Below are 25,766 nucleotides of genomic sequence, written 5' to 3'. Positions count from 1 at the left end.
GCGCTCTACTGACTCTCGCGATAGGAGTCTCCCGTGCCAATCTCTCGACACACGACGGCCCGGCTTGCCGTCGGCGCTGCCGCCGTCTCCGTCCTCGTGCTCTCCGGCTGCGGCCGCAGCACCGAACCCGCATCGTCGGCCGCGTCAGCGCCTGTTGACGACGGACCCGCGACCGGGACCGTGGAGCTGTGGGCCCCGGACGGCGACGCGACAGTGCTCGACGACGTCGTCGCCTCCTTCAAGGCGGACAACCCGGATCTCGACCTCCAGGTCACGCTGGTCCCGTCGGACGAGTACACGACCAAGCTGCAGTCGGCGGTCGCCGCGGGCGGCGGACCCGACGTCGCGCAGCTCTACACCGAGTCCCAGGCGCAGTTCATCGCGGGTGGCGCGTTCGCTCCCGTGCCCGACGGGCTGGTCGACAGCGCCTCGTTCTTCCCGGGCGCGTGGGAGTCCGGAGTCGTCGACGGAGTCGCCTACTCGGTCCCGTGGTACGCCTACACCTACGCGATGGTCTACCGTTCCGACTTCGCCGAGGCCGGCGGCGTGGAGGCGCCGGCCACCTGGGACGACGTCATCCCGTTCTTCGAGGCGCTGCAGGACGGCGGGGCCGAGAAGGGCCTGGGCGCGGACGTGGGCTGGGACGTCTACAACGGCCAGGACGTCACGCAGTACCTGTGGCAGGCGGGGGGCCGGCCGATGTCGGACGACGGCGCCGAGTGGACCCTCGACACCCCGGAGATGGTCGAGGCGCTGACGTACAACCAGTCCTTCTTCACCTCTGGGATCGCCGACCCCGACGCGCCCGGCTTCCTCGACTCTCAGCCGTACTTCGTCGAGGGCCGCACGGGCGCCATGATGACCGGCCCGTGGGTGATCGGGCAGCTGGACGACGTCGCCGGCGAGGAGGGCTGGACGCAGGAGCACGTCGCGACGGCCGCGCTGCCCGGTGACGCCGGCGGCAGCGTCGGCGCGATCGCGGGCGGCAGCTGGGGCGTGCTGGCCGACAGCGACAACTCCGATGCCTCGTGGAAGCTGCTGCGGCACCTCGCCGAGCCCGAGACACAGGTCGCCCAGTACGAGGCGTACTCCTCGCTCCCCGCGGTCAGCTCCGCGTGGGACGACCCCGCGATCGCGGACCAGCCGCTCCTCGACGCCTTCTTCGAGCAGCTTCAGAACACCGAGACCTATCCGCAGGTGGCGACCTGGGCGCAGATCGCGACGCAGCTCGGCGTCGAGATGGAGGCGGTGGCCAAGGGGAGCCAGACACCGGAAGAGGCCGCGGCGGCTATCCAGGCCTTCGCCGAGAGCCTGGGCACCGGGGCGGAGTAACGCGACCATGACTCGCCGCCGCTCCCTGATCGCCTGGCTGTTCCTGATGCCGTTCCTGGCGGTGTTCGTCGTCTACACGGCGATCCCGACCGTCGCGGCACTGGGCTTCAGCCTCACGGACCTGCGGGGAACCGACCTGCGTAGCCCGTTCGCCGTCGACTTCGTCGGCCTGGACAACTACGCCTGGCTCTTCTCCGACGGCCGGTTCGTCCGCGATCTCTGGAACACGGCGGTCTTCGTCCTGGTCGGGGTCCCGCTCACCATGCTGCTCGGGTTTGTCCTCGCCCTCGCGCTGAACGCTGGGATACGCCGCATGCGCGGCGTATTCCGGACCGTCTTCTTCGCTCCCGTGGTGACCAACGTCGTGGCAGTCGCGCTCATCTGGCAGTACGCGTTCAACACGAACGGCACCGTCAACGAGGTGGCCGCGAGCTTCGGGTTCGCCGGGCCGAACTGGCTCGGCGACCCGAACCTGGCGATGCCAGTGGTGATCCTGCTCGGCGTATGGCGTAACTTCGGCATCGCCATGGTGCTGTTCCTGGCGGGGCTGCAGGGTGTGCCGGAGGACGTGCACGAGGCGGCCGCCCTGGACGGCGCGGGGTGGTGGCGCCGGCTGTGGCACATCACGATGCCCCTGCTCATACCGACGATCCTGCTCGTCTCCGTGCTGCTCACCGTGTTCTACCTGCAGGTGTTCGACGAGCCCTACCTGCTCACCGACGGCGGCCCGCTGGGGTCCACCGAGTCGATAGCGCTCTACACGTACCACCAGTTCGGGTTCGGCCAGTTCGGGCTGTCCTCCGCCGCATCCTTCGTCATCCTCGCCCTGGTGGCCGTGGTGAGCATCGTCCAGTTCAGATTGCTGAGGCCTCGCGCATGACAGTCGTCGCGCCGACCGAGATCACCCATGAGGACGTCCTCGTGGAGCAGGGTGCCCGCGCTGCGCCACGAGGGCTTCGCACGCCGGAGGTGCTGCTGTACCTGGCCCTCGCCGGCGTCGCCGGGCTCACGCTGCTGCCCTTCGGGTGGGTAGCCAGCGGCTCGCTGCGGAGTCTGGACGACATCCGGGCCGACCCCGGCGCGTGGCTGCCGAGCGAGGTGACCTTCGACAACTTCGTGCGGCTGTTCGCCACGCAGGGATTCAGTACCTACCTCGTGAACAGCGTCGTCGTCGCCGCAATCGTCGTCGCGGGAAACATCGTCGCCGCATCCGCGGCGGGGTATGCGCTCGCCAAGTTCGACTTCGCCGGCAAGCGGATCGCCTTCGGCGCCGTCATGGCGGCGCTCATGGTGCCGTACACGGCCACGTTCGTCCCGCAGTTCGTCGTCACCACGAACCTCGGCCTCGTCGACACTCTCGCCGGTATCGCCCTGCCGAGCCTCGCGCTGCCGATCTCGATCTTCATCATGCGGCAGTACGCGTCGGCGGTCCCGGACGAGCTGCTCGAGGCGGCGCGCATCGACGGCGCGGGGGAGCTGCGCATCTTCCTGCGCATCTTCCTGCCGCTGGCCGGTCCCGCCCTCGCGACGGTCACGATCATGTCGTTCCTCGCGTCGTGGAACAACTTCATCTGGCCGCTCGTGGTGGCCCAGAGCACCTCGGCCTACACCCTTCCGGTCGGGCTGGCCGCGACCAGCCAGGCCGCGCAGAACGTCACGGACTACGGGCTCATGCTCGCCGGCGCCATCGTGGTGATGCTGCCCGTGCTGGTGCTGTTCCTCTTCCTGCAGCGCTACTTCGTCCAGGGCGTCGCCGCCACGGGGCTGCGATGACCGGCGCTGCCTTGGGCCTGGACCAGAGCGGCGTCCGCCGCCTCAACACTTCCGCGGCGCTGCGCGCGCTCGCGCTCTCCGCCGAGGCGATGACCATGACGGCGCTCGCCGAGCGGACCGGCCTGTCGCGGCGGACGATCGAGCTCATCCTCGACGCGCTCGTCGAGGCGGGCTGGGTCGCGGAGCTCGCCCGCGTGCCGCTCACGGGCGGCGCCGGAAGACCGCCGAGGCGGTTCGAGCTGCGCGCTCAGCACGCCCTGCTCGCCGCGGTGCGGGTGAACACGCTCGAGGGCGCGGCCGTGGTGTCCGACGTGCGCGGGAACATCCTCGGCCGCGCCCGGCGTGCGCTGCGGGAGTATCACGACCCGCAGTCGACGCTCGACGACGCCGCCGACCTCGTGCGGGAGGCGCTCGTGGACGCCGGCGGGACGATCGAGCGCCTCCGCGCGGGCGCCATCGCGAGCGGCGGCGCAATCGACGCGGACGGGGTCGTGCGGCGGCTGGTCTTCACGGAGCACTGGGAGGGCGTCGACCTGCCCGCCGAGCTGGGCAGGCGGATCCGCATCCCCTGGTTCGCGGACAACGACGCCAACCTCGGTGCCCTCGCCGAGCGCTGGCGGGGCGCTGCGGGCGACCACGACGACGTCATCTGGGCGCAGCTGGGCAACCGCGCGGGTCTGGGCATCCTCATCCGCGGCACGGTCCATCGCGGGTTCCAGGGCGCGGCGGGCGAGATCGTCGAGGCGGTCTCGATGCCGGCCGGGTCGATCGACGATCACCCCATCGCGTGGCTCACCTCCCCGGTCCCCGAGCAGCGCAGGTTCGCGCGTTCCCGGGTGGACGCCGCCCGGGCCGGGGAACCGGAGGCCGTGGCCGAGGTCGACGAGTTCGTCGAGCACATCGTGTCGATCCTTACCACCCTGTCCTGGACCATCGCGCCGTCGCTCATCGTGCTCAGCGGCGGGCTGGAGGACGCCGCGGACGTTCTCCTGCCCCGTGTCCGGGAGCGGATGCGGGCGGCGCGCACCCCCGGGATCGAGCTGCGGGCGACGACGCTCGGCCGCGACGGCCCGCTCATCGGGGCGCTCAAGTTCGCCCTCGACCGCATGGACACCCAGCTCTTCGGCCCGATCGTGCACCACGCGTGACGACCTGCCGGACGTACAGGTCACCGGCGTGACCTGTACGTCTGACACCTACGTATCTTTGGAGCATCACTTGACTCACTCGCGCAGCGCCGACGTCCTGATCGTCGGCAGCGGCATCATGGGCTCGACAGTCGCCCGGCTCGTCAGAGAGGCCGACCCGGCCGTGCGCATCCTCATGGTCGACGCCGGGACGGCGATCGGCGACACCCCGGGGCTGCACCTCCACGACGTGCCGGACCCCGAGCTGTGGGAGCGTTACAACGAGCGCGTCGCGAGCGGCATCCAGGGCATGTACACCGGGGCCACCGTCGACCGGGAGTCCGTCGGCGACGTCGTCCGGCTCCGGCCAGGGATCTTCCACGCGCTCGCGTTCGGCGAGGAGGCCGAGGAGATGCCAGGTGCTGCGATCGCATGGAACGCGGGTGGCATGGGCGTGCACTGGACGGCGGCCACCCCCTGGCCCGCCGGCGAGGAGGTGTTCGACGACGGCGACCCGCAGGGCTGGTCCGACGACCTGCGGACCGCGCGGCGAGTGCTGGGCGTGCATCCCGGCCCCATCGGACCCACCGCGGCCGGGCAGGTCGTGCTCGACGTGCTGGGGGAGCACCTCGCCGGGATCGGACCGAGCGAGCGGGCGCCGCAGCCGATGCCCATGGCGGTCGCCCCGGCCGCCGAGGGCCCGATGACGCGCACGGGTCCCTCGGTGATCTTCCCGCCGATCGCGTCCGGCGGCGACGACCGCTTCGAGCTGCTCACCGGCGCCCTCGTGACAGGGCTGCTGGTCGACGGTGACCGGGTGCGTGGTGCCCGGGTCCGGCGGGTCTCCGACGGGACGGAGCAAGAGGTGCTCGCGGACACCGTGGTGGTGTGCGCGGACGCTCTGCGAACACCACAGATCCTCTTCGCCTCGGGCATCCGGCCATGGGCGCTCGGGCGCTACCTGAACGAGCACGCGTTCATCACCGGACGCGTCCTCATGGACATCGACCGGTTCGGGCTCGACCTCGCGACGCTCCCGCTGCCGCGGGTCGGGGAGTTCTGCACCGACTCGCTCTGGATGCCGCAGAACGGGCCCGATCAGCCGTTCCACGGGCAGATCATGAACACCACCTACGTCGACGCGGCCGGACGACCCCTCGCCCACTCGGTAGGTCTGTCGCTCTACTCGCCGGTGGAGTCGCGGCCCGCGAACCGCCTCGTGTTCTCCGAGACCGCGACGGACGCGGCGGGCATGCCGCGGATCAGCATCGAGTTCGGATACTCCCCGGCCGACCTCGAGCTCATCGACCGCGCGCTGGCCCAGGTGCAGGAGATCGCCGAGCTGTTCGGGCCCTTCGACCCCGAGTCGGAGCGGGCCCTGCTGGCGCCCGGATCCTCGCTGCACCTGACCGGCACCGTCCGGATCGGGGAGCACGACGACGGCACGAGCGTCGCGGACACCAGCGGACGGGTCTGGGGCTTCGAGAACCTCTATGTCGCCGGCACCGGGGCGGTGCCGACTCCCGTCGCGGCGAACACCACTCTCACCGGCGCGGTCACGGCCGTCCGCACCGCCCGCGCGGTCGCGCGCCGGTCCGCCGCGCTCGCCAGCTGACCCAGCGCTCGCCACCTGACCCGCGCTCGCCAACCGACCCAGCGCTCGCCGACTGAAAAAGGACTCCGAAAATGCTCGCTCAGGAGATCTCGACCGAATACCGCATCGCCTTGCCGCCCTGGGTGCGGGACGAGCTCGCCGACGTCCCGGACCGCATCCCGGAGCCGGACGACCGGATGCGGCTCGTGCACCGCCTGGCCGACCGCAACTGGCGGGAGGGGAACGGTGGCCCGTTCGCCGCCCTCGTCGCCGAGAGCGAGACCGGTCGGATCGTCTCCGTGGGCGTGAACGTCGTGCTCGGGAGCGGGGTCTCGAGCGGCCACGCGGAGGTCGTCGCGCTGGGGCTCGCCCAGACCCGGCGGGGTGCGTGGGACCTCGGCGGGGCCGGCACGCCCGCGCACGAGCTCGTCGTCAACTGGCGGCCGTGCATCCAGTGCTACGGGGCGGCCATGTGGTCCGGGGTGCGCGCCCTGGTGGTCGCCGGCGAGGGGCCGGAGCTCGAAGAGATCACCACCTTCGACGAGGGCCCGCTCGGCGACGACTGGGCGGAGCAGTTCGAGCGCCGCGGCATCCGCGTGGTGAAGGACGTGCTGCGAGACGAGGCGCTCGACGTCTTCCGCGCCTACCGCGAGCGCGTCGATGCGGGGGACCTGACGGTGTACAACGCGCGCCAGGGCGCAGCGGAGGGGGAGGCATGAGACTGCGCGCCGACCGGGTGGCACTGAACCCGATCCAGTGGGTCAACATCAAGGCCGACCCGTCCGACCCGGACAGCGAGGACCTCTGGCTCTTCGCCGACCCGGCCTTCCGGGCCGACTATCCCGGCGTCCTCGCCCAGGTGCGGGACGCGGGCTTCGCCGCGGTGATGATGCAGCTGCTCGATACCCAGACCCTGCAGTCGTACGAGCGGATGGTGCGGGATGCGGGCCTCGTGCTCGCGCCCGGCTATGCGAGCGTCGCCCTGCCGGAGGACCACGGCGTGCTGCTGGCCCCGGGGAGCGCCGAGCAGGTGCGCTGGTACGACGGGATCCGCCGGATCGCGGAGGAGTCGAACTACTTCGGGCTCAGCACCGTCTTCCTGTCGCCCGAGATGAGCTGGGCGCCGGGGACCCGGCGCACTCTGGAGCAGACCGCTGTCGGGGCGGACTTCGACAGCTCGCGCCTGGACCGTCTCATCGACATCCTCGGAGCCGCGGCGGAGGTCCTCCGCGAGGAGGGCGTGCGCGCCGGGCTGCACAACCATGTGGGCACATGGATCGAGACCGAGGAGGAGATCGAGCGGGCGCTCGCGGCGATCTCACCGTCCCTGCTGGGCGCCTCGTTCGACATCGGGCACCTGGCGTGGGCGGGGATCGACCCGGTGCGGATGCTGCAGCGGCACGCCGACCGGCTCGTCGACGTCCACATCAAGGATCTCGACCTCACCGTGGCCGCGGCCAGCCGCGCCGAACCGACCTCCTACAACGCGGCTGTCGACCGCGGCCTGTTCCGCGAACCAGGACTGGGTGATCTCGACCTCGACGCGGTGCTCGCGGCGCTGCCGGACGGCTGGGACGGCTGGGTGATCGTCGAGGTCGACCGGGCCTCGATGGAGCCGCGGGCCAGCGCCGAGGTGAGCCGGGCCTGGGTCGAGGCTCGGCTCACCGTCGCTGATCCCCATCCTGCGTGACCTTCGGGGTGTCCAGCGGCCGGCGTCAGGCCATCTCGGGGACGTGGAGGTGTGCGAACGCGATCTCCATCTCCTCGACCTTGTCGACCTTGGCGCCGAGCTCGCGGACGATGCCGGTGCGGATCTCCTTCGTGGGCTCACGGCTGGCCTCGAGGGCTTCGCGGCTGTCGAAGGCGGCGGTGCCGACGACCCGGCCGGCCTCACGGTCGACCATCAGGCTGGCACTGCAGAACCCGCCCATCTCCTGGATCCGCGGCAGGACGACCATCCGGTACATGTCGATGGCGTTGTCGACCATGTTCTCGTCGCCGCTCAGCCAGGTGAGGCGGGCGCAGGCGCCGTCGGGGGTGGCGTGATCGCGGTGGACGACGGCGACCTCCCACTGGTGGACGTACCCGCTTCCGGTGCTGCCCAGGGTTTGCGCGGCGCGGTCGCGCATCGGTCGCACGGCGTCGGCGGTCGCCAGCATCGCGTCCTCGGACGACCACGCCGTCGTGGCGATGCAGCGGCCGGACTCCCGGTCGACCAGCATCGACATGCCGATACAGCCGTCCATCTGGGAAACTGCCGGGAAGATCTCATCGCGAACGAGCGTCATCCCGTCGGCGATCATGGCGGGATCGCCTTGGATCTCTGTGGTGCGTACGTACATGGCGGACTCCCTGTGCTCGGGGCAGCGCCGGACGGCACTGCCGTCACTTATCACACTCCGCCGCCGCGTGACGTCGGTCAAGTCGAACGGAGTCCGGCTACGAGACGACGGCCGCGGGGACCCTCGGGGACGCCTAGGGTTCGGGCGTGCGAGTGCTCCTGGTAGAAGACGACGAGTCGGTGGCGATGTCGTTGCAGCGCGGCCTGGTCCGGTACGGATACGAGGTCGAGTGGGTGGCGAGCGGCGCCGGGGCGCTGCGGGCGGGGCCGGTCGACGTCGTGCTGCTTGACCTGGGGTTGCCGGACACCGACGGGCTGGACGTGTGCCGGTCGCTGCGGGCCCGGAGCGACGTACCGATCATCGTCATCAGTGCGCGCAGCGACGAGGTCGACCGGGTTGCGGGCCTGGAGCTTGGGGCCGACGACTACGTCTCCAAGCCGTTCGGCGTGCGCGAGGTGATCGCCCGGATCAGAGCGGTGATGCGGCGGGTGAACCCCGGTCAGGGGTCGGCCGTCGCCGGCCGCTACGGTCGGGTCACCGTCGACCGAAGGTCGGCACGGGTGTTCCTCGACGGGGTCGAGGTGCCGCTCGCCCGCAAGGAGTACGAGCTCCTCGCCTTCCTGACCGAGCAGCCGGGCGCCCTCCTGACGCGGGAACGGATCATGGAGGCGGTCTGGGACGCGAACTGGTTCGGTCCCACGAAGACCCTCGACGTGCACGTCTCCGCGCTGCGGCGCAAGCTCGCGGGCGCGGTGACCATCGAGGCGGTGCGGGGCGTGGGCTTCCGTCTGGTCGTCGATGCGGCGGCCACGTCATGATCCGGCGCCTGACCATCAGCTACGCGGTCCTGGTCGCGGGGGCGCTCCTTGCCTTCAAGCTGCCGCTCTCGGTCCCCGTCGGCGCGCACCTGCGGGAGGACACGGAGGCGACCGTCCAGCGCGACGCCACGACGATGGCGCTCTTGCTCGCACACGGAGACGAGACGTCGCTCGATACCCTGGCCGATGCGATCCGGGCCTACGAGCTCCAGACACCTGGCAGCGTGGAGGTGCTCCCGTCGTGGAGCAGAGGCGCCGCGGCTGACTGGAGTGACGCCGCACTGGTCGTGACCGTCCCGGCTCACTCGAACGGTGCCGTCCAGATCAGCTACCCGACCAGCGCGCTGGACGAACAGGTCTGGGAGGTCTGGGGGCTGCGGGCCTTGCTGGCTGTCGGGATCCTCACGGTCGCGGCGGGACTCGGTGCGGTGGCGGTGCGCCGGCTGACCAGACCGCTGGCCGAGCTCTATGCCATGGCCAGCAGACTGAGCGACGGTGACCTCACGGCCCGCTGTGCCGTCACCGGCCCGTCGGAGACGCAGACGCTGGCTCGTGCACTGAACTCCGGCGCCGAGCGTCTGGAGACCCTGATCGCGGCCCAGCGGGTGTTCGTGGCCGACGCCTCCCACCAGCTGCGCACGCCGCTGACGGCGCTCCGGCTCTCACTGGACAACATCGCCGACGGCGCGGGTGACGTGACGATCCGGGAGGACGTCGAACGGGCGACCCGGGAGGTGGTCCGGATGAGCGGCCTGGTCAACGGGCTGCTCGTGCTCGCCCGCGCCGAGGCTCGGACCGGCGGCGCGGAGCCCGTGCACCTGGCGGACGCGGTCGAGCAGCGGCTCGCTCTCTGGCGCCTCGAGGCCGACGAACGCGGCATCCGTTTCCGGCAGACCGGAGCATGGGACGCCGAGCCGGTGATCCTGGCAGGCTTCGGGCAGGTCGAGCAGATCCTCGACAACGTGCTCTCGAACGCGCTCGCCGTCTCGCCCGACGGGGCAACCATCACCGTCGACGTGCAGGCCGGTGGCGACCGCGTGGTGCTCGAGGTGCGCGACGAGGGCCCGGGCATGACCGCGGCGGAGAAGGCGCGGGCGTTCGACCGGTTCTGGCGCGGGCCGGGCCACACGGGCCAGGCCGGCTCCGGCCTCGGCCTCGCGATCGTCAGGCAGCTCGCCGCCGACGCCGGCGGGGACGTAGTGCTCGACGACGCCCCCGCCGGCGGCCTGACCGTGCGGATCAGCTGGCGGCCGGCACCAGCGAGGAGTGGTGGTTGACGATCAGCCACCGGCCGTCCAGCTTCTCGTAGACGAAGGTGTAGCGCGCGTCCGCGAACGTCTGCGTACCGTCCGCAGCCGTGAAGGTGAACCGGTACAGGCCGGTGTCGATCGCCGTCGTCCCGTCGAGCACCTCCACGACGGAGCGGGTCCGCTCGCCGCTCGGGTTCTTTGCGAGGAAGTGCTCGAAGTAGTCCACGATCCCGTCGTGGTCCGTCCGGATCTCGGGCGAGAGCGTGGGCAGCAGCACGGCGTCCGGGGCGTAGAGGGCGGCCACCTTCTCCGGGTCACCGGTCTCGACCGCGGCGTTCCACCGGTCGAAGAGCGCGTCGATCTGAGCCTCGGTCGGCAGGGCGCCGTGGGTCGCCACCTGTGCATGGCGGGCGGTCTCGACGGTCGGCGCGGACGCCGAGGCCACCGCCGGTCCACCGAACGCGACGGCGGCCAGAGCGGCCCCTGCGCCGATGACCCAAAGCTTCTTCATGGATGTCTCCCTGGTCTGACGGAACCGGAACCATCACTGTCGCAATCGGTGGGTTAGCGGAGAGCCAGCACCGATCAAGCCGGCGGACAACGATGATCCGGCCTGAGCAGTGGGTGAAAAAACTTGCGTGTTCGGAAAAACTGCCAATCAGGCTTGACTTGCGTGTCACGCAGATGTCAGCCTCGAACAAGCCGAACCAGGGCGCTTTCACCCAGCTTCTGCCAGCCCCTGGCCTCCTTGGACAGGGGAAAGTCATGTCACACGCCGGAATCGGTCGCGCCCTGAAGCGACCCGACTCCACCCAGCGCGGCAGCTCTCCGACGCGCCGTCTGATGGTGGCCGTCGCGCTCGCGCTGGCCATCGTGACCCTGACCACGGCCGACGACGGCCTGGCTGCCCGGTCTCCGATCGCGGCGAGATACTTCGCGGTCATGGCCACGCCGTCGAGCACGCCCACCGCCGCCCCTTCGCCGACCGCCGTCCCGGCGGTCGAGGCCAGCGCCGAGGTCGCGACCGTGGTGGAGGCAGCCGGCGAGGCGCTCTCCGACTCCCAGTACCTGACCACCGAGGCAGCTGTGGACCGCGCCGACCGTGACCGGATCATGAAGGCGGCGTCCAAGCTGCGCACCCTGGTCCGCGAGGCCTTCACCGAGCCCGTCGCGCCCGAGCAGACGCGCGTCGCCCAGCGCGCCGGTGAGCGCTCACCCCGCCCAGAAGCCACCAGCCGCCCGAAAGCCACCAGCCAGAAGGAAGCCACCGGCCGGACGGCGGCCGATGCCCCGGCTGCGGTCGCCGATACGGCGGTTCCGTCCGGCAACGGCAGGACGTCGGCCGCCACAGGGGAGCCGGCCGACGTGCGAGACCGCCCCGTCGTGGAGCCGGCTGTTCCCGACGAGCCCGGCGAGGCGCCCGACCGGGTCCCCACGACAGCGACGCCGACTCCCGAGAAGGCCGGACCGGCGTCGGACAGCGCGCGGACGCCCGACGAGGCCGCAGCGGCGATCAAGAAGGCGACCGACGCGCTCCGCACGGTGCTCGATGCGACGCCCGCCGCCGCGGTGTCCGTGAAGCCCGCGCCTCCCACCCCGGAGGAGATCGCCGCCCAGGAAGCGGCCGCTGCGGCCGCCGCTGCCGCCGCCGACGCCGAACGCATCGCCCAGCTCGTAGCCGCCACCGCCGGCTACGGCAACGGACTCATTCCCCTCGAGCTCCTGTGCGAGCTCCGGTTCTCGCCCGGTCAGCGGCTGCGCTGCGACGCGGCCGCCCAGCTGGAGCACCTCAACGCGGCGTTTGCCGCCCAGTTCGGGCGAAACCTGGGCGTCAGCGACTCGTACCGGTCCTACGCGGCGCAGGTCGTGACCAAGGGGCTCAAGAAGGACCTGGCGGCCGCGCCGGGCACGTCCCAGCACGGGTGGGGTCTCGCCGTCGACCTCTCGGACGGGATCCAGAGCTATGGCACCGCCGAGTACGAGTGGATGCGCGCGAACGCGCCCGCGTTCGGTTGGGACAACCCCGGCTGGGCACGCCAGGGCGGGTCCAAGCCAGAGCCCTGGCACTGGGAGTACGACGCCCCGGCCTGAGGGAATGTCCTCGCCGGCCGAACGGCGGGGTCCTCGACCCACACCTAGCAGGGCGTGCCGGGCCGCTTCAGGCGAGCTCGCGGGGGTACGTGACGACGTCGACGAGGGCGCCGTGCCGCCACACGGTGACCTCGATGCGACGGTCGATCGCGCCCTCGACCATGGCCTTCTGCACAGCGGTCGTGGTGACCACCGGCACGCCGTCCAGCTCGACGACGATGTCGCCCGGGAGCAGGCCGGCCTCCGCCGCGGGGCTGCGGGGCGTCACCGCCGCGATCTGCAGGCCCGTGGGAGAGCCGAGACGCTCGGCGAGACGGGGAGGCAGCGGCGCCTGCGTCCCGGCGATGCCGAGCCATGCGCGCCGCACCCGGCCCGTGGTCATCAGGGTCGTCACGATCTCCCGCGTGGTCGCGTTGATCGGCACGGCCAGCCCGACGCCGATACCCGCCACGGCCGTGTTGACGCCGATCATCTGCCCGGTGCTGTCGGCCAGGACGCCGCCGCTGTTGCCGGGGTTGAGGGCGGCGTCGGTCTGGATGACCTCGTCGATCACGCGGCCGTTGCCCGTGGGCAGTGAACGGCCCAGCGCGGAGACGATGCCCGCCGTGACGCTGCCGGCGAGCCCGAGCGGGTTGCCGAGCGCGACGACGAGCTGGCCCACGCGCAGCCGCGCGGCGTCCCCGAGCGGCACGGGTGCGGGCACGTCGGCCCGGGCGTGCAGCACGGCGAGGTCCGACAGGGGGTCCCGGCCCACGACGTCGGCCCGCATGCGCGTCCCGTCGGCGAACGCGGCGTCGGCCACGTCGGCGCCGGCGACGACGTGCGCTGACGTGAGCAGGAACCCGTCGCCCGTGATCACGCTGGCGCTGCCGGCGCCCTCTCCCCGCCGGGTCGCGATGGTCAGGCTCGCGACGCTGGGCAGCACCGCGTCGGCGACCGCGACCACGGCGCGGGAGTACGCGTCGAGCGCCTCGGCGTCTACGGCGTCGGGGCCCGATGGCTCGGCGCCGTCGTCCGGCGGGGTATCGAGGGCCACACCTGTGCAGCGTCCGGGGCGCGGGCGTTGTGCCCGTGTTCGCCGAGGGCGGAGCCGAGCGCGGTGACCGGGTCGGCGTCAGGCCATCTCGGGGACGTGGAGGTGCGCGAACGCGATCTCCATCTCCTCGACGTTGTCGATGATGGCGCCGAGCTCGCCGGAGACTCGTTCGCGGAGGCGGGCCGCGGCGTCGCGGGTGGCCTCGAGGGCTTCCCGGCTGTCGAAGGCTGCCGTGCCGACGACCCGACCGGTCTCGCGGTCGACCATCAGGCTGGCGCTGCAGAATCCCCTCTGCTCCTGGAGCTGCGGCAGGATGACCATCCGGAACATGTCGATGGCGTTGTCGACCATGTGCAGGTCGCCGCCGCTCAGCCACGTGAGGCGGGCGCAGGCGCCGTCGGGCGTGGCGTGATCGCGGTGGACGACGGCCACCTCCCACTCGTGGACGTACCTGCCTCCGGTGCCACCCAGGGCGCTCTCTGCGCGGTCGCGCAGCGGTTGCACGGCGTCGGCGCTCGCCAGCATCGCGTCCTCGGACGACCACGCCGTCGTGGCGATGCAGCGGCCGCTCTGCCGGTCGACCAGCATCGACATCCCGATAGAGCCGTCCATTGCGGAAACTGCCGGGAAGATCTCTTCACGGACGAGCCTCAGCCCGCCGTCGATCATGGAGGGATCTCCTCGGAACTCAGTGGTGCGTATGTACATGGCGAACTCCCCGTGGTCGGGCAGCGTCCCGGCGGCGCTGCCGTCCCTACTCACACTCCGCCGCTGGGCGACCCAGGTCAAGTCGAGCGCCGTCGCCACGTCCGGAGCACCGGGGCACGGTCGTGACGCGAGGACGGTTCCCGTGAACGCCATCTTCACGGCTAGGCTGGATACATCGGATGTTTCCACCTAATGTCCTGAAGGGGGCAACGGTGCTGCACGACGTCGTGGACGCGCACCATCATCTGTGGGTGCGTGCGCGCACGCCCCAGGGCTGGATCGACCCCGTGACCATGGCCGCCATCGACGCCGACTTCACGCCCGCGGACCTGCCGGCGGCGGCGCAGGGTGTGAGCGCGACGGTGGTGGTTCAGTCCGCGAACCTGTGGTCCGAGAGCCGCGAGCTCCTGGCGATCGCCGCGTCCGACGAAGGACGCGCGGCCCGGATCCGAGGCGTCGTCGCCTGGGCGGACATCCTCGACCCCGGCGTGGGCGACCATGTCGCAGCGCTGCGGTCGGGGCCCGGGGGCGGCGCGCTGGTCGGCATCCGCACGCAGGTGCAGGCCGAGCCCGACCCCGCGTACCTGGACCGCGACGACGTGCGGCGCGGCATCGCCGCGGCCTGCTCGGCCGGCGCGGCGGGCACCGGCGGGCTCGTCTTCGACCTGGTGGTGCGGGCCGACCAGCTCCCGGCGTGCGCGCGGCTCGCCGCGGCGCTGCCCGAGGTCTCCTTCGTGCTCGACCACCTGGGCAAGCCGCGCCTCGGCGGCGCCGCGGACGCCGGTACCGACCTCGCCGCATGGAAGCGGGGCCTGACCGCGCTCGCCGCCCGGCCGAACGTGACGGCAAAGCTGTCCGGGCTCGTCACCGAGGCCCGCTGGGACGCCTGGGAGGCGGACGACCTGCGGCCCGCCGTGGACCACGCGCTCGAGGTGTTCGGGCCGGAACGGCTCATGTTCGGCTCCGACTGGCCCGTGTGCCTGCTCGCGAGCGACTACGGCGGGTGGCTCGACACGCTCGGCGACCTGCTCGCCGGGCTGGGCCCGGACGATTCCGCCGCCGTGTGGGCCGGGACCGCAAGACGTGTTTACCAACTGGAGGAGGACCACGCATGACTTCTGAGAACACAGCACCGACCGCTGTCGAGGCCACGCCGGCAGCGGAGCTCGCCGGCGTCCGCGCGATCGTCACCGGCGGCGCGTCGGGCATCGGTGCCGCCATCGTGCGCGGCATGCTCGCGCGTGGCGCGCAGGTGACGTCGATCGACCGCGTGACCGAGGGCGTCCCGCTGGGCGCCGGGGCCCAGGTGGCCGACGTGACCGACGACGCCGCCGTGCGCGCCGCCGTGACAGCCGCGGCCGAGGCCATGGGCGGCATCGACGTCGTCGCCAACAACGCCGGGATCGGCGCGCAGGGCACCGTCGCGGACAACGACGACGCGGAGTGGCTGCGGGTCCTCGACGTGAACGTGCTCGGGATCGTCCGCGTGACCCGCGCCGCGCTGCCGTACCTGCGCGAGTCGCAGCACGCCGCCGTCGTGAACACCTGCTCGATCGCCGCGTGGACCGGCCTGCCGAACCGGGCCGTGTACTCGGCGTCCAAGGGCGCGGTCCAGGCGCTCACGCTCGCCATGGCCGCGGACCACGTGAGCGAGGGCATCCGCGTCAACTGCGTCAACCCCGGCACGGCCGACACGCCGTGGGTGAGCCGGCTGCTCGACGTCGCCGACGACCCGGCCGCCGAGCGGGCCGCGCTGGAGGCCCGCCAGCCCTCGGGCCGGCTCGTCAGCGCCGACGAGGTGGCGCACGCCGTCTGCTACCTCGCCAGCCCGCTCGCCGCGGCGACGACCGGTGCGATGCTCGCCGTCGACGGCGGCTCGCACTCCCTGCGCACCCGTGCTCCCGAGCAGGGCTGAGGCCGGAACGGGGCGGGGCGACACGATGGACACGACGACGGTGCGCGCCACCGGGGTCCGCCTGACCTCGCTCGGCCTCGGCGCCGCACCCGCGGGCAACCTGTACCGGGCGACGACCGACGAGGAGGCGTACGCGACGTTCGAGACGGCCTGGGACGCCGGGGTGCGGTACTTCGACACCGCCCCGCACTACGGCCTCGGGCTCTCCGAACGCCGGCTCGGCGCGTTCCTGCGCACGCGGCCGCGCGACGAGCTGGTGGTGTCCACAAAGGTCGGACGACTGCTCGTCCCGTCGCCGGAGACCGCCCACCGGTCCGACCCCGACCTGTTCGAGGTGCCGGCCGCCGCGCGCCGGGTCTGGGACTTCTCCCGCGACGGCGTGCTGCGGTCGCTCGAGTCCAGCCTGGAGCGCACCGGCCTGGACCGGGTCGACGTCGTCTACCTGCACGACCCCGACGACCACTGGGAGCAGGCGGCGCACGAGGCCCTGCCCGCGCTCACGGAGCTGCGGGACCAGGGCGTGGTCGGCGCGGTCGGCGCCGGGATGAACCAGTCGGCCATGCTCACCCGGTTCGTGCGCGAGACCGACGTGGACGTGGTCATGTGCGCCGGGCGGTTCACGCTCCTGGAGCAGCCCGCGCTGGCCGACCTGCTGCCCGCTGCCGCGGAGCGGGGCGTGGCCGTCGTGGCCGCCGCCGTCTACAACTCGGGCATCCTCGCTTACGACGACCCGCCGCCGGACGCGACGTACAACTACGCCCCCGCCGCCGCGGACCTGCTCGACCGCGCCCGCCGGATCGCCGCCCTGTGCGCCGACCACGGCGTCACGCTGCCGCAGGCGGCGCTCGCCTACGTGCGCACGCACCCCGCGGTCGCGAGCACCGTCGTCGGGCTCGGGAACCCCGAGCACGTACGGCAGGCCGCGGACCGCGCCGCGGCGCGGGTTCCGGCCGGCCTGTGGCGTGCGCTGGCCGACGCCGGCCTGCTCGCCGAGGCCGCCGTCCCACCGTTCGACGGCCCCGCGAACCCGTTGCACCTGGACCACACCGAGAACCCGCACCACCCCGAGAACCCGCACCACCCCGAGAGAAGGTCATGATGCGTCTGCTCCGACTGGGCCCCGTCGGCCAGGAGATCCCCGCGGTCGAGGAGGGTGGCACCGTCCACGACCTGCGGCCGCTCACCGCCGACATCGACGGCGGATTCCTGGCGTCCGACGGGATCGCCCGTGCCCGGGCCGCCCTCGCCGCGGGCGAGCTGCCCGTGCTCGACGACGCCGACCGGCTGCGCCGCGGGGCGCCGATGGCGCGGCCGGCCGCGGTGATCTGCATCGGGCAGAACTACGCGGCACACGCCGCCGAGTCGGGCGCCGAACCGCCGACGTCCCCGATCATCTTCCTCAAGCACCCCAACACCGTGGTGGGTCCGGACGACGACGTCGCCATCCCGCCCGGCGCGGACAAGGTGGACTGGGAGGTCGAGCTCGGCGTCGTGATCGGCAGGCGGGCCTGGCGGCTGCCGTCGGCGGACGCCGCGCGGGAGCACGTCGCCGGCTACACGATCGTCGACGACCTCAGCGAGCGCGCCTGGCAGATCGAGGAGTCCGGCGGGCAGTGGTCCAAGGGCAAGTGCGGTCCTGGGTTCGCGCCCACCGGCCCGTACCTGGTACCAGGGGACGACGTCGACTCGACCGGCCTGCGCCTGCGGTCCTCGGTGAACGGCGAACCGCGGCAGGACTCGGTGACTGCCGACATGATCTTCGGCGTCGACCACCTGGTGCACCACCTGTCGCAGTACATGGCGCTCGAACCGGGCGACCTGATCTGCACGGGCACCCCGGAGGGCGTCGCGCTCTCCGGGCGGTTCCCGTACCTGCGCGCCGGCGACGTCGTCGAGCTCGAGATCGACGGACTGGGCCGCCAGCGGCACGCGCTCGTGCCCGAGGCCGTCGAGGGCTGAGGGGCGGACCCATGCTGAGCTACGAGCTGATCCACCCCGACCTGCTGCGGGCCCTGGCCGCCGCCGGGCACGGGTCGCGCATCCTGCTGGCGGACGCCAACTACCCGCACTCCACGGGCGCGCACCCCGCGGCGGCCCGCGTGCACCTGAACCTGCGGCCCGGGCTGGTGACCGTGGAGCAGGTGCTCGAGGTGCTGCTCGACGCCGTACCCCTGGAGAGCGCGGCGGTCATGGTCCCGGGCGGTGTCCCGGGCGACGTCGTCGCGGCCGACGAGGCGATCCCGGTGCACGCGGTCTACCGGGCCGCCCTGGGGGACGGCGTCGCCTGGGAGACGATGGACCGGTTCGCCTTCTACGCCGCTGCCCGCGGCGACGACGTCGCCCTGGTCGTGGCCACGGGCGAGCAGCGCGTGTACGCCAACCTGCTGCTGACGATCGGGGTGCGGCAGGCCGAGGGAGTCATCTGACCTATCGTCGTCAGAAGCCGGTCCGACGGGACCGATCATGCCGATACAGCGTCGATATGGCCCGGGATCTTGAGATGCATCGGATGTCTGGGGTATGAATGCGACTACACGTAGGCAAGGGAGCATCACGTGTCGGACAGTCCAACCCTTCTTCTTCGCGCCATGGGGATCAGCAAGTCCTTCCCCGGGGTCCGCGCGCTCGACGACGTCCACATCGACCTGCGGCACGGTGAGGTGCTGGCGCTCGTCGGCGAGAACGGGGCGGGCAAGTCGACCCTGATGAAGCTTCTCGCCGGCATCTACCAGCCGGACGCGGGGACCATGGAGCTGGAGGGGGCTCCGATGAGCCCCGCCGGCCCCCGGCAGGCGAACGAGCTCGGCATCAGCGTGATCCACCAGGAGTTCCACCTGATGCCCGACCTGACGGTCGCGCAGAACATCTTCATCGGCCGCGAGCCCCGGCGGGCGTCCCTCATCCGGGACGACGAGCTCGAACGCCGGGCGGGCCTCCTCTTCGAACGCCTCGGGATCCCGCTGGACCCGCGGCAGCCGGTGTCGCACCTGAGCGTGGCCGGCCAGCAGATGGTCGAGATCGCCAAGGCGCTCTCGTTCGACGCCCGGGTGCTGATCATGGACGAGCCGACGGCGGCGCTCACGGAGACCGAGGTCGCCACGCTGTTCCGCATCGTCCGCGACTTCGTCTCCCCGCGCACCGGCGTCATCTACGTCTCGCACCGCATGGAGGAGGTCAAGGAGATCTCCGACCGCATCACGGTCCTGCGGGACGGCCACTACGTGGACACGATGCCGACGGCGGAGACCGCTACCCGGCAGGTCATCGCGGCCATGGTGGGCCGGCAGCTCGAGGTCGGCGTGCGGCCCGATCCCGCGGCGCCCGACCCGGCCGAGCGCGAGGTGGTGCTCTCGGTACGCGGGCTGACCACCCGGAAGCTCCTGAAGGACGTGTCCTTCGACCTGCACCGCGGCGAGATCCTCGGCTTCGCGGGCCTCATGGGCGCGGGACGCACGGAGGTCGCCCGGGCCATCATCGGGGCGGACCGGTCGACCGGCGTCGTCGAGGTGAAGGGCAAGCGGGTCGCGGTGCGCAACCCCGCCGACGCGGTGCGGAACGGCATCGGCTACCTGTCGGAGGACCGTAAGCGGTACGGCCTGCTCCTGGACCAGGACGTGGTGCGCAACGTCATGCTGTCCTCGCTGCCCGGCATGACCCGGGCGGGCTTCGTCCGCGACCTCGACGGGCGCCGTGTCGCGCGGCAGATGGTGGACCAGCTGGCGATCAGGACGCCGTCGGTCACCCAGACGACCAAGAACCTCTCGGGCGGCAACCAGCAGAAGGTGGTCCTCGCCAAGTGGCTCGTGCGCGACTGCGACGTCCTGATCGTCGACGAGCCGACGCGCGGGATCGACGTCGGCGCCAAGGACGAGATCTACGGCCTGCTCACGAGCCTGGCCGCGCAGGGCAAGTCGATCATCGTGATCTCGTCCGAGCTGCCCGAGGTGCTGCGGCTGGCCGACCGGATAGTCGTCATGTGCGAGGGCCGGATCACCGGGACCCTCGCCAACGCCGACGCCACCCAGCACGACATCATGGAGCTCGCGACGCGGTTCGGTGCCGACCATCTCATCACGACCGGAGACGCAGAATGACTACAAAGACCACGGCGACCAAGAGGACCCCAACGCGGTTCGGCAACCGGCAGCAGCTGCAACAGATCCTCGCCTTCGCGGGGCTGGTCGTCATCTTCGGGTTCTTCTCCTTCGCCAGCCCGTACTTCCTCGACTGGGCCAACGTGAAGGGCATCCTGCTCGCCACCGCGGTCACCGGGATCATGGCGCTGGGCGCCACGTTCGTCATCGCAACGGGCGGCATCGACCTGTCGGTCGGCACGGGCATGACCCTGTGCTCGGTGATGACCGGCGTGTTCCTGGCGAACCTCGGCCTGCCGCTCGTCGTCGGCGTGCTGGGCGGCCTCGCGGTCGGCGCACTCATCGGCCTCCTGAACGGCCTGAACGTCTCGTACCTGCGGCTGCCGCCGTTCATCGCGACGCTGGCGATGATGATGGTGGCGCAGGGGCTCTCGCTCGTGATCTCCGGGACCAAGCCCATCTACTTCAGCGACGTGGCCGGGTTCGACGAGCTCGCTGGCGGCGAGCTGATCCCGGGGCTGCCCAACGCCGTCCTGATCTTCTTCGCCGCCGCCGCCATCGCGGGCGTCGTGCTGAGCAAGACGCTCACCGGCCGCTACGCGCTGTCGATCGGCTCCAACGAGGAGGCGACGGCGATCTCCGGCGTCGACGTGCGGCGCTGGAAGGTGGTCATCTACGTCGTGGCCGGGCTGTTCACCGGCCTCGCCGGCGTCGTCATGGCCTCCCGGCTCAATTCGGCGCAGCCCGGTCTGGGGCTCGGGTACGAGCTCGAGGCCATCGCCGCCGTCGTCATCGGCGGCACCTCGCTGCGCGGCGGCAAGGCAACGATCCTCGGCACCGTGATCGGTGCGCTCATCATGGCGACTCTCACCAACGGCCTGCGGATCATGTCGATCCCGCAGGAGTGGCAGAAGGTCGCCGTCGGCATCGTGATCGTGCTGGCCGTGTACGCGGACATCCTGCGCCGCGGCAAGGAAGCCTGATGTGACCACCGAAGGAGATGGACTTGCATGAACGTCAAAACCACCAACACCCGCAGACGGTTCGCCGCAGCCGCGGCGGCCACCACGTCCGTAGTCATGATGCTCGCCCTCGCCGCATGCGGCGAGGGTGACGGCGGCGGCGAGCCCGGGGGAGCGGGGGGCGAAAAGCCCTACGTCGCCCTGGTCTCCAAGGGCTTCCAGCACCAGTTCTGGCAGGCGGTCAAGCAGGGGGCCGACGACGCCGCGGCCGAGCTCGACGTGGAGGTCACGTTCGAGGGGCCCGAGACGGAGACCGAGGTCGAGAAGCAGCTCACCATGCTGCAGACCGCCCTGGACAAGAACCCGGACGCCATCGGCTACGCCGCCCTCGACTCCGAGGCGTCCATCCCGATGATGACGGACGCCGAGTCGCGCGGGATCCCGGTCATCGCCTTCGACTCCGGCGTGGAGTCCGAGGTGCCGGTGACCACCGTGTCCACCGACAACCTCGCAGCTTCGGCCGAGGCGGCCAAGCACATGGCCGAGCTGGTCGGCAGCGGCAAGATCGCCATCATCGGGCACGACCAGACGTCGCAGACCGGGCAGCAGCGGGTCGAGGGGTTCACCCAGTACATCGAGGAGAACGCGCCGGAGATCGAGATCGTCGACACGCAGTACGCGGCCGGCGACCAGCTCAAGTCCGCCGACGCCGCGAAGGCGATCCTGCAGGCCCACCCCGACCTCAAGGGCATCTACGGCACCAACGAGGGCTCCGCCATCGGCGTGGTCAAGGCGGTGCAGGAGACCGGCAAGTCGGGCAAGCTCACGGTGATCGGCTTCGACTCCGGCAAGGCGCAGACCGACGCGATCCGCGACGGGCTGATGGCCGGGGCGATCACGCAGGACCCGATCAAGATGGGCTACGAGACGGTCAAGGCCGCCGTGGCTGCCATCAACGGCGAGGAGGTCGAGCCGGTCATCGACTCGGGCTTCTACTGGTACGACAAGACGAACATCGACGACCCGGAGATCGCCGCGGTCCTCTACGAGTAGGTCTTTGGTTGTGGGCGCGATCATTGCGCCTAAAGCGGACGCTAAGTCGCAAAGATCGCGCCCACAACCAAGCCTTTCCGCGCAGGCGGGTCAGGACTCCTCGTCCAGGCTCCCCCGGCGGGGGAGCGAGTCCTCCACGCCCAGCAGGTGGCTCGCCATCCGGATCCGGGCCGCCGCGGGGTCACGCGCGGCGAGCGCGCGCCAGATGGCCTCGTGCTCGCCGTGCGTCCGCTCCTCGATGCCCTCGGTGTGCAGGGTGCGCCACAGCCGCGCCCGGACGGTGCGGGCGGCGAACGACTCTATGAGGGCCTCCAGCACCGGGTTGCCGGTGTGCGCCGCGATGACGCGGTGGAACGCGATGTCGATCTCGATGAACCTGTCGTGGTCCACCGGCGCGACGTGCAGGACCTCCGTGACCTGGTCCAGGATCGCCCGCGCCTCGGCGACCGCGCCGTCGGGCATCCGGGTGGCCGCCAGGCCGGCGGCCTCCGTCTCGAGCACGCGGCGCACGCTGTGGAACGCGGGCATGGCGCCGTCGTCCTGCAGGTCCAGGACCAGCGCCATGGGGGAGAGCAGCCGGGCTGGGTCGAGGCTGGTGACGTAGGTGCCGTCGCCCTGCCGGGTGTGCACGACGCCGAGGATCGACAGCGCGCGTACTCCCTCCCGGAGGGAGCCGCGGGAGACCTGGAGCGTGTCGGCCAGGTCCTTCTCGACCGGCAGGCGGTCGCCGGGCCGGAGCCGTCCGTCGAGGATCATCCTGCGGATGCCGTCGACGACCTCGTCAGTGCGGGACATGGACGGCATTATGGCGCAACCAGTACGTTCCGTGCGGAAACCTGAACTCCCCCAGGGACTCCTCGTACATCTGCGTGGAGTAGCCCGGCCGGGACGGCAGCACGTACGCGGTGCCCGCGCCGCGGTCCGCGACGATGCACGGGTCGGTGAAGTGCTCGTGCAGGTGGTCCACGTACTCGGTCACGCGGCCGGTGAGGTCGCCGCCGATCGCCACGTAGTCGAGCACAGAGACGTGCTGCACCATCTCGCACAGGCCGACGCCGCCCGCGTGCGGGCACACCGGGACGCCGAACTTCGCCGCGAGCAGCAGGACGGCGACTATCTCGTTGATGCTCGCGAGCCGCCCGGTGTCGAGCTGGCAGTAGTCGATGGCGTCTGCCTGGAAGAGCTGCTTGAACATCACGCGGTTGTGGCAGTGCTCGCCCGTCGCCACCCCGATCGGCGCGACGGCGCGGCGCACGGCCGCGTGCCCGAGGATGTCGTCGGGCGACGTGGGTTCCTCGATCCACAGCGGGTCGAACTTGGCCAGCTCGCCCATCCACTCGATCGCCTGCGGCACGTCCCAGACCTGGTTGGCGTCGATCATCAGCGCGCGGTCGGGGCCCAGCACCTCCCGCGCGATCGCCAGGCGGCGGACGTCCTCGTCGAGATTCGCCCCGACCTTGAGCTTCACGTGGTGGTACCCGGCGTCGACGGCCTCCTGGCACAGTCGCCGGAGCTTGGCGTCGCTGTAGCCGAGCCAGCCGGCCGACGTCGTGTACACCGGGTAGCCGGTCCGTTCCAGGTTGGCGATCCGCTCCTGCCGCGTGTCCTCGCGGGCGCGGAGGATGGCCAGCGCCTCGTCGCGGGTCAGCGCGTCGGAGAGGTACCGCAGGTCGGCGATGTCGACCAGCTCCTCCGGGGTCATGTCGACCAGCACACGCCACAGCGGCTTGCCCGCGCGGCGCGCCACCAGGTCCCAGGCCGCGTTGAGCACGGCGGCCAGCGACAGGTGCACCACGCCCTTCTCGGGGCCGAGCCAGCGCAGCTGGCTGTCGGCGGTCAGGTCGCGGTAGACAGCTCCCATGTCCGCGGCGAGCTCGTCCACGTCCCGGCCCACGAGAGCGGCCGCCTGCTGGCGCGCTGCCTCGGCGACTATGTCGTTGCCGCGGCCGATGGTGAACGTCAGCCCGTAGCCGCCGAGGGGGGCGCCGCCGGGGTCGGCCGGGTCGGGGGCGTCCGTCTCGAGGACGACGTAGGCCGCGGAGTAGTCGCCGTCCTTGTTCATCGCGTCGGAGCCGTCCGCGGTGGCCGACGTCGGAAACCGAACATCCTCGACCCGGACGCCTGTGATCGTAGCCATGCCGCTCCCTTGCCAAACATCCGATGAACTGCCTGCAATCTACGGACGAGCGGGGCGACGGTCAAGGCGCGAGCATCCCAGAGCCGGGCATTGGTTTGATCTATACGGCCCTCACGCGGGCCGTCGTCAGGCTGCGTAGGGCCCGGAGAGCTCCGCCATCCGGGCGACACCGGCGGGCGCATTCCGCTTCAGCCGCGCGACGGCGTCGGCCACGTCGGCCCGGTCCATGTCGTCAGGTCCGATCCGCGAGGGGTTGAGGACCGTCGTGTTCGCCCACGCGCGGATCTCCGGGACGGCGCCGAACGACAGGGACGCCCGGTTGCCCAGCACCTGCATCGCCATCCAGTCGGTCGGCGTGTTGCTGTACGGGGTCGGTGGGCACAGAGCGTTCTTCTCGGCGTCGTCGCCGCGAGTGGCTTCGACGAAGCCCGCGAGCGCGGCCCCGAAGCACGGGAACCCGGTCCGGATCGGTTGCAGGGTGATCGTCTCGTCCCAGATGGGAACGAGCGGCGAGTACTTCAGGCCCGGTGCGGCGCAGTGCACGACGACGGAGCCTCGTCCCGTGACGGCCTCGCCCCGGTCGAGCAGGAGCCGGTCAGGCATGGCGCGCCGGATGTGCCCGAGCCGGACGACGTTCTCGATGGTGCGCAGCTCGTCGAGCTCCCACTGTGCGAGCGTCGGCGTCTTGGCCATGGTGGGCGTCACGGAGCGGTCGACGCGCAGCACGATGCCGTGGTCCTCGAGCCGGAGGAAGAGGTCGTCGGGCGAGGTCGCCTCGGCCGCCGAGGCCAGGAGGTCCGCGGCCATGCCGAGGAAGATCGCCGGGTCGGGCTGGATGACGGCGCGGTTGAGCATCCACGGGTCGCGCGGCCGCACCCAGCAGATCGCGTCGGGGTCAACCCCCTGGGCGAGCAGCCAGATGCATGCGTCCGTCGCCGTCTTGCCCGAGCCGACGACTACCCACCGCGCGGGCATCCGGCTGAGCTCGAGCGACGGCAGGGCGCCGACCGGCACGACGCGTGCGCCGTCGTCGACCGCGAACGGCGGCGGCGTCGTGGCCGGGATGTCGGGCGAGAGGTATCGCGCGTCGACGACGCGCCGGACACGCACGTCGACGGTCTCGCCGGTGTCGAGCGAGCGTAGCGTCCCACCGCCGAGATGCTCGTGGCCCGGGTAGAACGCGACCCTGCCCGAGGCGAGCAGGCGGTCGTCGAGCACCTTCGCGTAGTAGGCGGTGACCTCGGCGCCCGTGGCGCGCTCGTGCAGACCCGCTTCAGGACCCGCGGTCTGGACCCGCCCTGTGCCAAGGTGCGTCGATGCGACGCCGTAGAACTCAGATGCCTGGTGCAGGCGTACGAACGGGTAGGCGTCAAGCCAGTGGCCCCCGGCGCCGGCGCGCCGATCGACGAGGATCACGCGCGCGTCGGGGTCGTGGTCGATGAGTGCGTCGACGAACGCCATCCCGGCGGCCCCGGCGCCCACGACCAGGTAGTCCGACTCCACGGCGTGCGCCATACCGTTCACTGCAACATCG

25 protein-coding genes are annotated in these 25,766 nt (G+C 71.6%); 18 read left to right on the top strand and 7 right to left on the bottom strand.

The window, feature by feature from the left end; all coding sequences use genetic code 11:
• The first annotated feature begins 33 nt into the window (after positions 1–33).
• The 7 genes from IE250_RS02370 (at position 34) to IE250_RS02340 (ending at position 7,516) form a co-directional block, all read left to right on the top strand.
• A complete protein-coding gene (locus IE250_RS02370; RefSeq protein ID WP_189667650.1) occupies positions 34–1,332 on the top strand; it encodes an extracellular solute-binding protein in 1,299 nt (432 codons plus the stop codon).
• A gap of 7 nt (positions 1,333–1,339) precedes the next feature.
• The gene (locus IE250_RS02365; protein WP_189667649.1) at positions 1,340–2,212 is read left to right on the top strand and encodes a carbohydrate ABC transporter permease; all 873 of its coding nucleotides are present in this window, start codon (positions 1,340–1,342) and stop codon (positions 2,210–2,212) included.
• Positions 2,209–3,105: a carbohydrate ABC transporter permease gene (locus IE250_RS02360; RefSeq protein ID WP_189667648.1), complete on the top strand. Its 897-nt coding sequence runs from the start codon at positions 2,209–2,211 to the stop codon at positions 3,103–3,105. The genes IE250_RS02365 and IE250_RS02360 overlap by 4 nt, the downstream gene beginning before the upstream one ends.
• Positions 3,102–4,253, top strand: a complete 1,152-nt coding sequence (locus IE250_RS02355; RefSeq protein WP_189667647.1) for an ROK family transcriptional regulator — start codon at positions 3,102–3,104, stop codon at positions 4,251–4,253. Before IE250_RS02360 ends, IE250_RS02355 begins: the two co-directional genes overlap by 4 nt.
• Positions 4,254–4,323: 70 nt before the next feature.
• Positions 4,324–5,847 (top strand): GMC oxidoreductase, encoded by a 1,524-nt coding sequence (locus IE250_RS02350; protein ID WP_229872065.1) that lies wholly within the window; start codon positions 4,324–4,326, stop codon positions 5,845–5,847.
• Positions 5,848–5,918: 71 nt separating this feature from the next.
• The gene (locus IE250_RS02345; RefSeq protein WP_189667646.1) at positions 5,919–6,545 is read left to right on the top strand and encodes a nucleoside deaminase; all 627 of its coding nucleotides are present in this window, start codon (positions 5,919–5,921) and stop codon (positions 6,543–6,545) included.
• The gene (locus IE250_RS02340; protein WP_189667645.1) at positions 6,542–7,516 is read left to right on the top strand and encodes a sugar phosphate isomerase/epimerase family protein; all 975 of its coding nucleotides are present in this window, start codon (positions 6,542–6,544) and stop codon (positions 7,514–7,516) included. The genes IE250_RS02345 and IE250_RS02340 overlap by 4 nt, the downstream gene beginning before the upstream one ends.
• Positions 7,517–7,541: 25 nt before the next feature.
• On the opposite strand, the gene IE250_RS02335 is transcribed toward IE250_RS02340, so the two are convergent.
• Entirely contained in the window at positions 7,542–8,168 is a 627-nt protein-coding gene (locus IE250_RS02335) for a hypothetical protein (RefSeq protein WP_189667644.1), read from the bottom strand.
• A 146-nt stretch (positions 8,169–8,314) separates the two neighbouring features.
• On the opposite strand from IE250_RS02335, the gene IE250_RS02330 reads away from it, so the two are divergent.
• Positions 8,315–8,986, top strand: a complete 672-nt coding sequence (locus tag IE250_RS02330; RefSeq protein ID WP_189667643.1) for a response regulator transcription factor — start codon at positions 8,315–8,317, stop codon at positions 8,984–8,986.
• Complete coding sequence (locus IE250_RS02325) at positions 8,983–10,263, top strand: sensor histidine kinase (protein WP_189667642.1); 1,281 nt, start codon at positions 8,983–8,985, stop codon at positions 10,261–10,263. Before IE250_RS02330 ends, IE250_RS02325 begins: the two co-directional genes overlap by 4 nt.
• On the opposite strand, the gene IE250_RS02320 is transcribed toward IE250_RS02325, so the two are convergent.
• Complete coding sequence (locus IE250_RS02320; RefSeq protein WP_189667641.1) at positions 10,226–10,747, bottom strand: SgcJ/EcaC family oxidoreductase; 522 nt, start codon at positions 10,745–10,747, stop codon at positions 10,226–10,228. The two genes, IE250_RS02325 and IE250_RS02320, sit on opposite strands and share 38 nt — an antisense overlap.
• 254 nt (positions 10,748–11,001) lie before the next feature.
• On the opposite strand from IE250_RS02320, the gene IE250_RS02315 reads away from it, so the two are divergent.
• Positions 11,002–12,327 carry a M15 family metallopeptidase gene (locus IE250_RS02315; RefSeq protein WP_189667640.1) on the top strand — a complete coding sequence of 442 codons (1,326 nt, stop codon included), beginning with the start codon at positions 11,002–11,004 and terminating at the stop codon, positions 12,325–12,327.
• Between the two features lie 67 nt (positions 12,328–12,394).
• Here the strand turns inward: IE250_RS02315 and IE250_RS02310 are convergent, their stop codons facing one another.
• Entirely contained in the window at positions 12,395–13,363 is a 969-nt protein-coding gene (locus IE250_RS02310) for a S1C family serine protease (RefSeq protein ID WP_189667639.1), read from the bottom strand.
• Between the two features lie 78 nt (positions 13,364–13,441).
• Positions 13,442–14,224 carry a hypothetical protein gene (locus IE250_RS02305; protein WP_229872064.1) on the bottom strand — a complete coding sequence of 261 codons (783 nt, stop codon included), beginning with the start codon at positions 14,222–14,224 and terminating at the stop codon, positions 13,442–13,444.
• Positions 14,225–14,250: 26 nt separating this feature from the next.
• On the opposite strand from IE250_RS02305, the gene IE250_RS02300 reads away from it, so the two are divergent.
• The 8 genes from IE250_RS02300 to IE250_RS02265 all read left to right on the top strand — a co-directional run bounded on the left by IE250_RS02300 (position 14,251) and on the right by IE250_RS02265 (position 22,095).
• Entirely contained in the window at positions 14,251–15,186 is a 936-nt protein-coding gene (locus IE250_RS02300; protein WP_189667637.1) for an amidohydrolase family protein, read from the top strand.
• Complete coding sequence (locus IE250_RS02295) at positions 15,183–15,986, top strand: SDR family NAD(P)-dependent oxidoreductase (protein WP_189667636.1); 804 nt, start codon at positions 15,183–15,185, stop codon at positions 15,984–15,986. Before IE250_RS02300 ends, IE250_RS02295 begins: the two co-directional genes overlap by 4 nt.
• Before the next feature lie 25 nt (positions 15,987–16,011).
• Positions 16,012–17,085, top strand: coding sequence for an aldo/keto reductase (locus IE250_RS02290; RefSeq protein WP_189667635.1), 1,074 nt, complete (start codon positions 16,012–16,014; stop codon positions 17,083–17,085).
• A complete protein-coding gene (locus IE250_RS02285; protein ID WP_189667634.1) occupies positions 17,085–17,945 on the top strand; it encodes a fumarylacetoacetate hydrolase family protein in 861 nt (286 codons plus the stop codon). Before IE250_RS02290 ends, IE250_RS02285 begins: the two co-directional genes overlap by 1 nt.
• Positions 17,946–17,956: 11 nt before the next feature.
• Entirely contained in the window at positions 17,957–18,412 is a 456-nt protein-coding gene (locus tag IE250_RS02280) for an RbsD/FucU family protein (protein ID WP_189667633.1), read from the top strand.
• Positions 18,413–18,541: 129 nt separating this feature from the next.
• A complete protein-coding gene (locus IE250_RS02275; protein ID WP_229872063.1) occupies positions 18,542–20,080 on the top strand; it encodes a sugar ABC transporter ATP-binding protein in 1,539 nt (512 codons plus the stop codon).
• Positions 20,077–21,063: an ABC transporter permease gene (locus IE250_RS02270; protein ID WP_189667632.1), complete on the top strand. Its 987-nt coding sequence runs from the start codon at positions 20,077–20,079 to the stop codon at positions 21,061–21,063. Before IE250_RS02275 ends, IE250_RS02270 begins: the two co-directional genes overlap by 4 nt.
• Positions 21,064–21,090: 27 nt before the next feature.
• Positions 21,091–22,095, top strand: coding sequence for an ABC transporter substrate-binding protein (locus tag IE250_RS02265; RefSeq protein WP_229872062.1), 1,005 nt, complete (start codon positions 21,091–21,093; stop codon positions 22,093–22,095).
• A 90-nt stretch (positions 22,096–22,185) separates the two neighbouring features.
• Here IE250_RS02265 and IE250_RS02260 read toward each other — a convergent pair whose 3' ends face one another.
• From IE250_RS02260 to IE250_RS02250, 3 genes are all read right to left on the bottom strand, one after another.
• The gene (locus IE250_RS02260; RefSeq protein ID WP_189667631.1) at positions 22,186–22,890 is read right to left on the bottom strand and encodes a FadR/GntR family transcriptional regulator; all 705 of its coding nucleotides are present in this window, start codon (positions 22,888–22,890) and stop codon (positions 22,186–22,188) included.
• Positions 22,877–24,232, bottom strand: a complete 1,356-nt coding sequence (locus IE250_RS02255) for an enolase C-terminal domain-like protein (protein WP_189667630.1) — start codon at positions 24,230–24,232, stop codon at positions 22,877–22,879. The genes IE250_RS02260 and IE250_RS02255 overlap by 14 nt, the downstream gene beginning before the upstream one ends.
• Positions 24,233–24,358: 126 nt before the next feature.
• Positions 24,359–25,747: an NAD(P)-binding protein gene (locus IE250_RS02250; RefSeq protein WP_189667629.1), complete on the bottom strand. Its 1,389-nt coding sequence runs from the start codon at positions 25,745–25,747 to the stop codon at positions 24,359–24,361.
• Positions 25,748–25,766: the final 19 nt, after the last annotated feature.

The organism is Promicromonospora soli, from assembly GCF_014653785.1.
In the GTDB taxonomy this organism is placed as follows: domain Bacteria; phylum Actinomycetota; class Actinomycetes; order Actinomycetales; family Cellulomonadaceae; genus Promicromonospora; species Promicromonospora soli.
Note: the sequence above shows the minus strand (reverse complement) of the source record. Positions and strands in the feature narration are given on the sequence as shown.

Coding starts and splice junctions, on each gene's coding strand:
- IE250_RS02300 (WP_189667637.1), top strand. CDS start 14,251: ATGTTTCCACCTAATGTCCTGAAGGGGGCAACGGTGCTGCACGACGTC.
- IE250_RS02335 (WP_189667644.1), bottom strand. CDS start 8,168: ATGTACGTACGCACCACAGAGATCCAAGGCGATCCCGCCATGATCGCC.
- IE250_RS02285 (WP_189667634.1), top strand. CDS start 17,085: ATGCGTCTGCTCCGACTGGGCCCCGTCGGCCAGGAGATCCCCGCGGTC.
- IE250_RS02265 (WP_229872062.1), top strand. CDS start 21,091: ATGAACGTCAAAACCACCAACACCCGCAGACGGTTCGCCGCAGCCGCG.
- IE250_RS02315 (WP_189667640.1), top strand. CDS start 11,002: ATGTCACACGCCGGAATCGGTCGCGCCCTGAAGCGACCCGACTCCACC.
- IE250_RS02360 (WP_189667648.1), top strand. CDS start 2,209: ATGACAGTCGTCGCGCCGACCGAGATCACCCATGAGGACGTCCTCGTG.
- IE250_RS02345 (WP_189667646.1), top strand. CDS start 5,919: ATGCTCGCTCAGGAGATCTCGACCGAATACCGCATCGCCTTGCCGCCC.
- IE250_RS02320 (WP_189667641.1), bottom strand. CDS start 10,747: ATGAAGAAGCTTTGGGTCATCGGCGCAGGGGCCGCTCTGGCCGCCGTC.
- IE250_RS02255 (WP_189667630.1), bottom strand. CDS start 24,232: ATGGCTACGATCACAGGCGTCCGGGTCGAGGATGTTCGGTTTCCGACG.
- IE250_RS02260 (WP_189667631.1), bottom strand. CDS start 22,890: ATGTCCCGCACTGACGAGGTCGTCGACGGCATCCGCAGGATGATCCTC.
- IE250_RS02355 (WP_189667647.1), top strand. CDS start 3,102: ATGACCGGCGCTGCCTTGGGCCTGGACCAGAGCGGCGTCCGCCGCCTC.
- IE250_RS02290 (WP_189667635.1), top strand. CDS start 16,012: ATGGACACGACGACGGTGCGCGCCACCGGGGTCCGCCTGACCTCGCTC.
- IE250_RS02325 (WP_189667642.1), top strand. CDS start 8,983: ATGATCCGGCGCCTGACCATCAGCTACGCGGTCCTGGTCGCGGGGGCG.
- IE250_RS02365 (WP_189667649.1), top strand. CDS start 1,340: ATGACTCGCCGCCGCTCCCTGATCGCCTGGCTGTTCCTGATGCCGTTC.
- IE250_RS02250 (WP_189667629.1), bottom strand. CDS start 25,747: ATGGCGCACGCCGTGGAGTCGGACTACCTGGTCGTGGGCGCCGGGGCC.
- IE250_RS02270 (WP_189667632.1), top strand. CDS start 20,077: ATGACTACAAAGACCACGGCGACCAAGAGGACCCCAACGCGGTTCGGC.
- IE250_RS02340 (WP_189667645.1), top strand. CDS start 6,542: ATGAGACTGCGCGCCGACCGGGTGGCACTGAACCCGATCCAGTGGGTC.
- IE250_RS02280 (WP_189667633.1), top strand. CDS start 17,957: ATGCTGAGCTACGAGCTGATCCACCCCGACCTGCTGCGGGCCCTGGCC.
- IE250_RS02295 (WP_189667636.1), top strand. CDS start 15,183: ATGACTTCTGAGAACACAGCACCGACCGCTGTCGAGGCCACGCCGGCA.
- IE250_RS02305 (WP_229872064.1), bottom strand. CDS start 14,224: ATGGCGTTCACGGGAACCGTCCTCGCGTCACGACCGTGCCCCGGTGCT.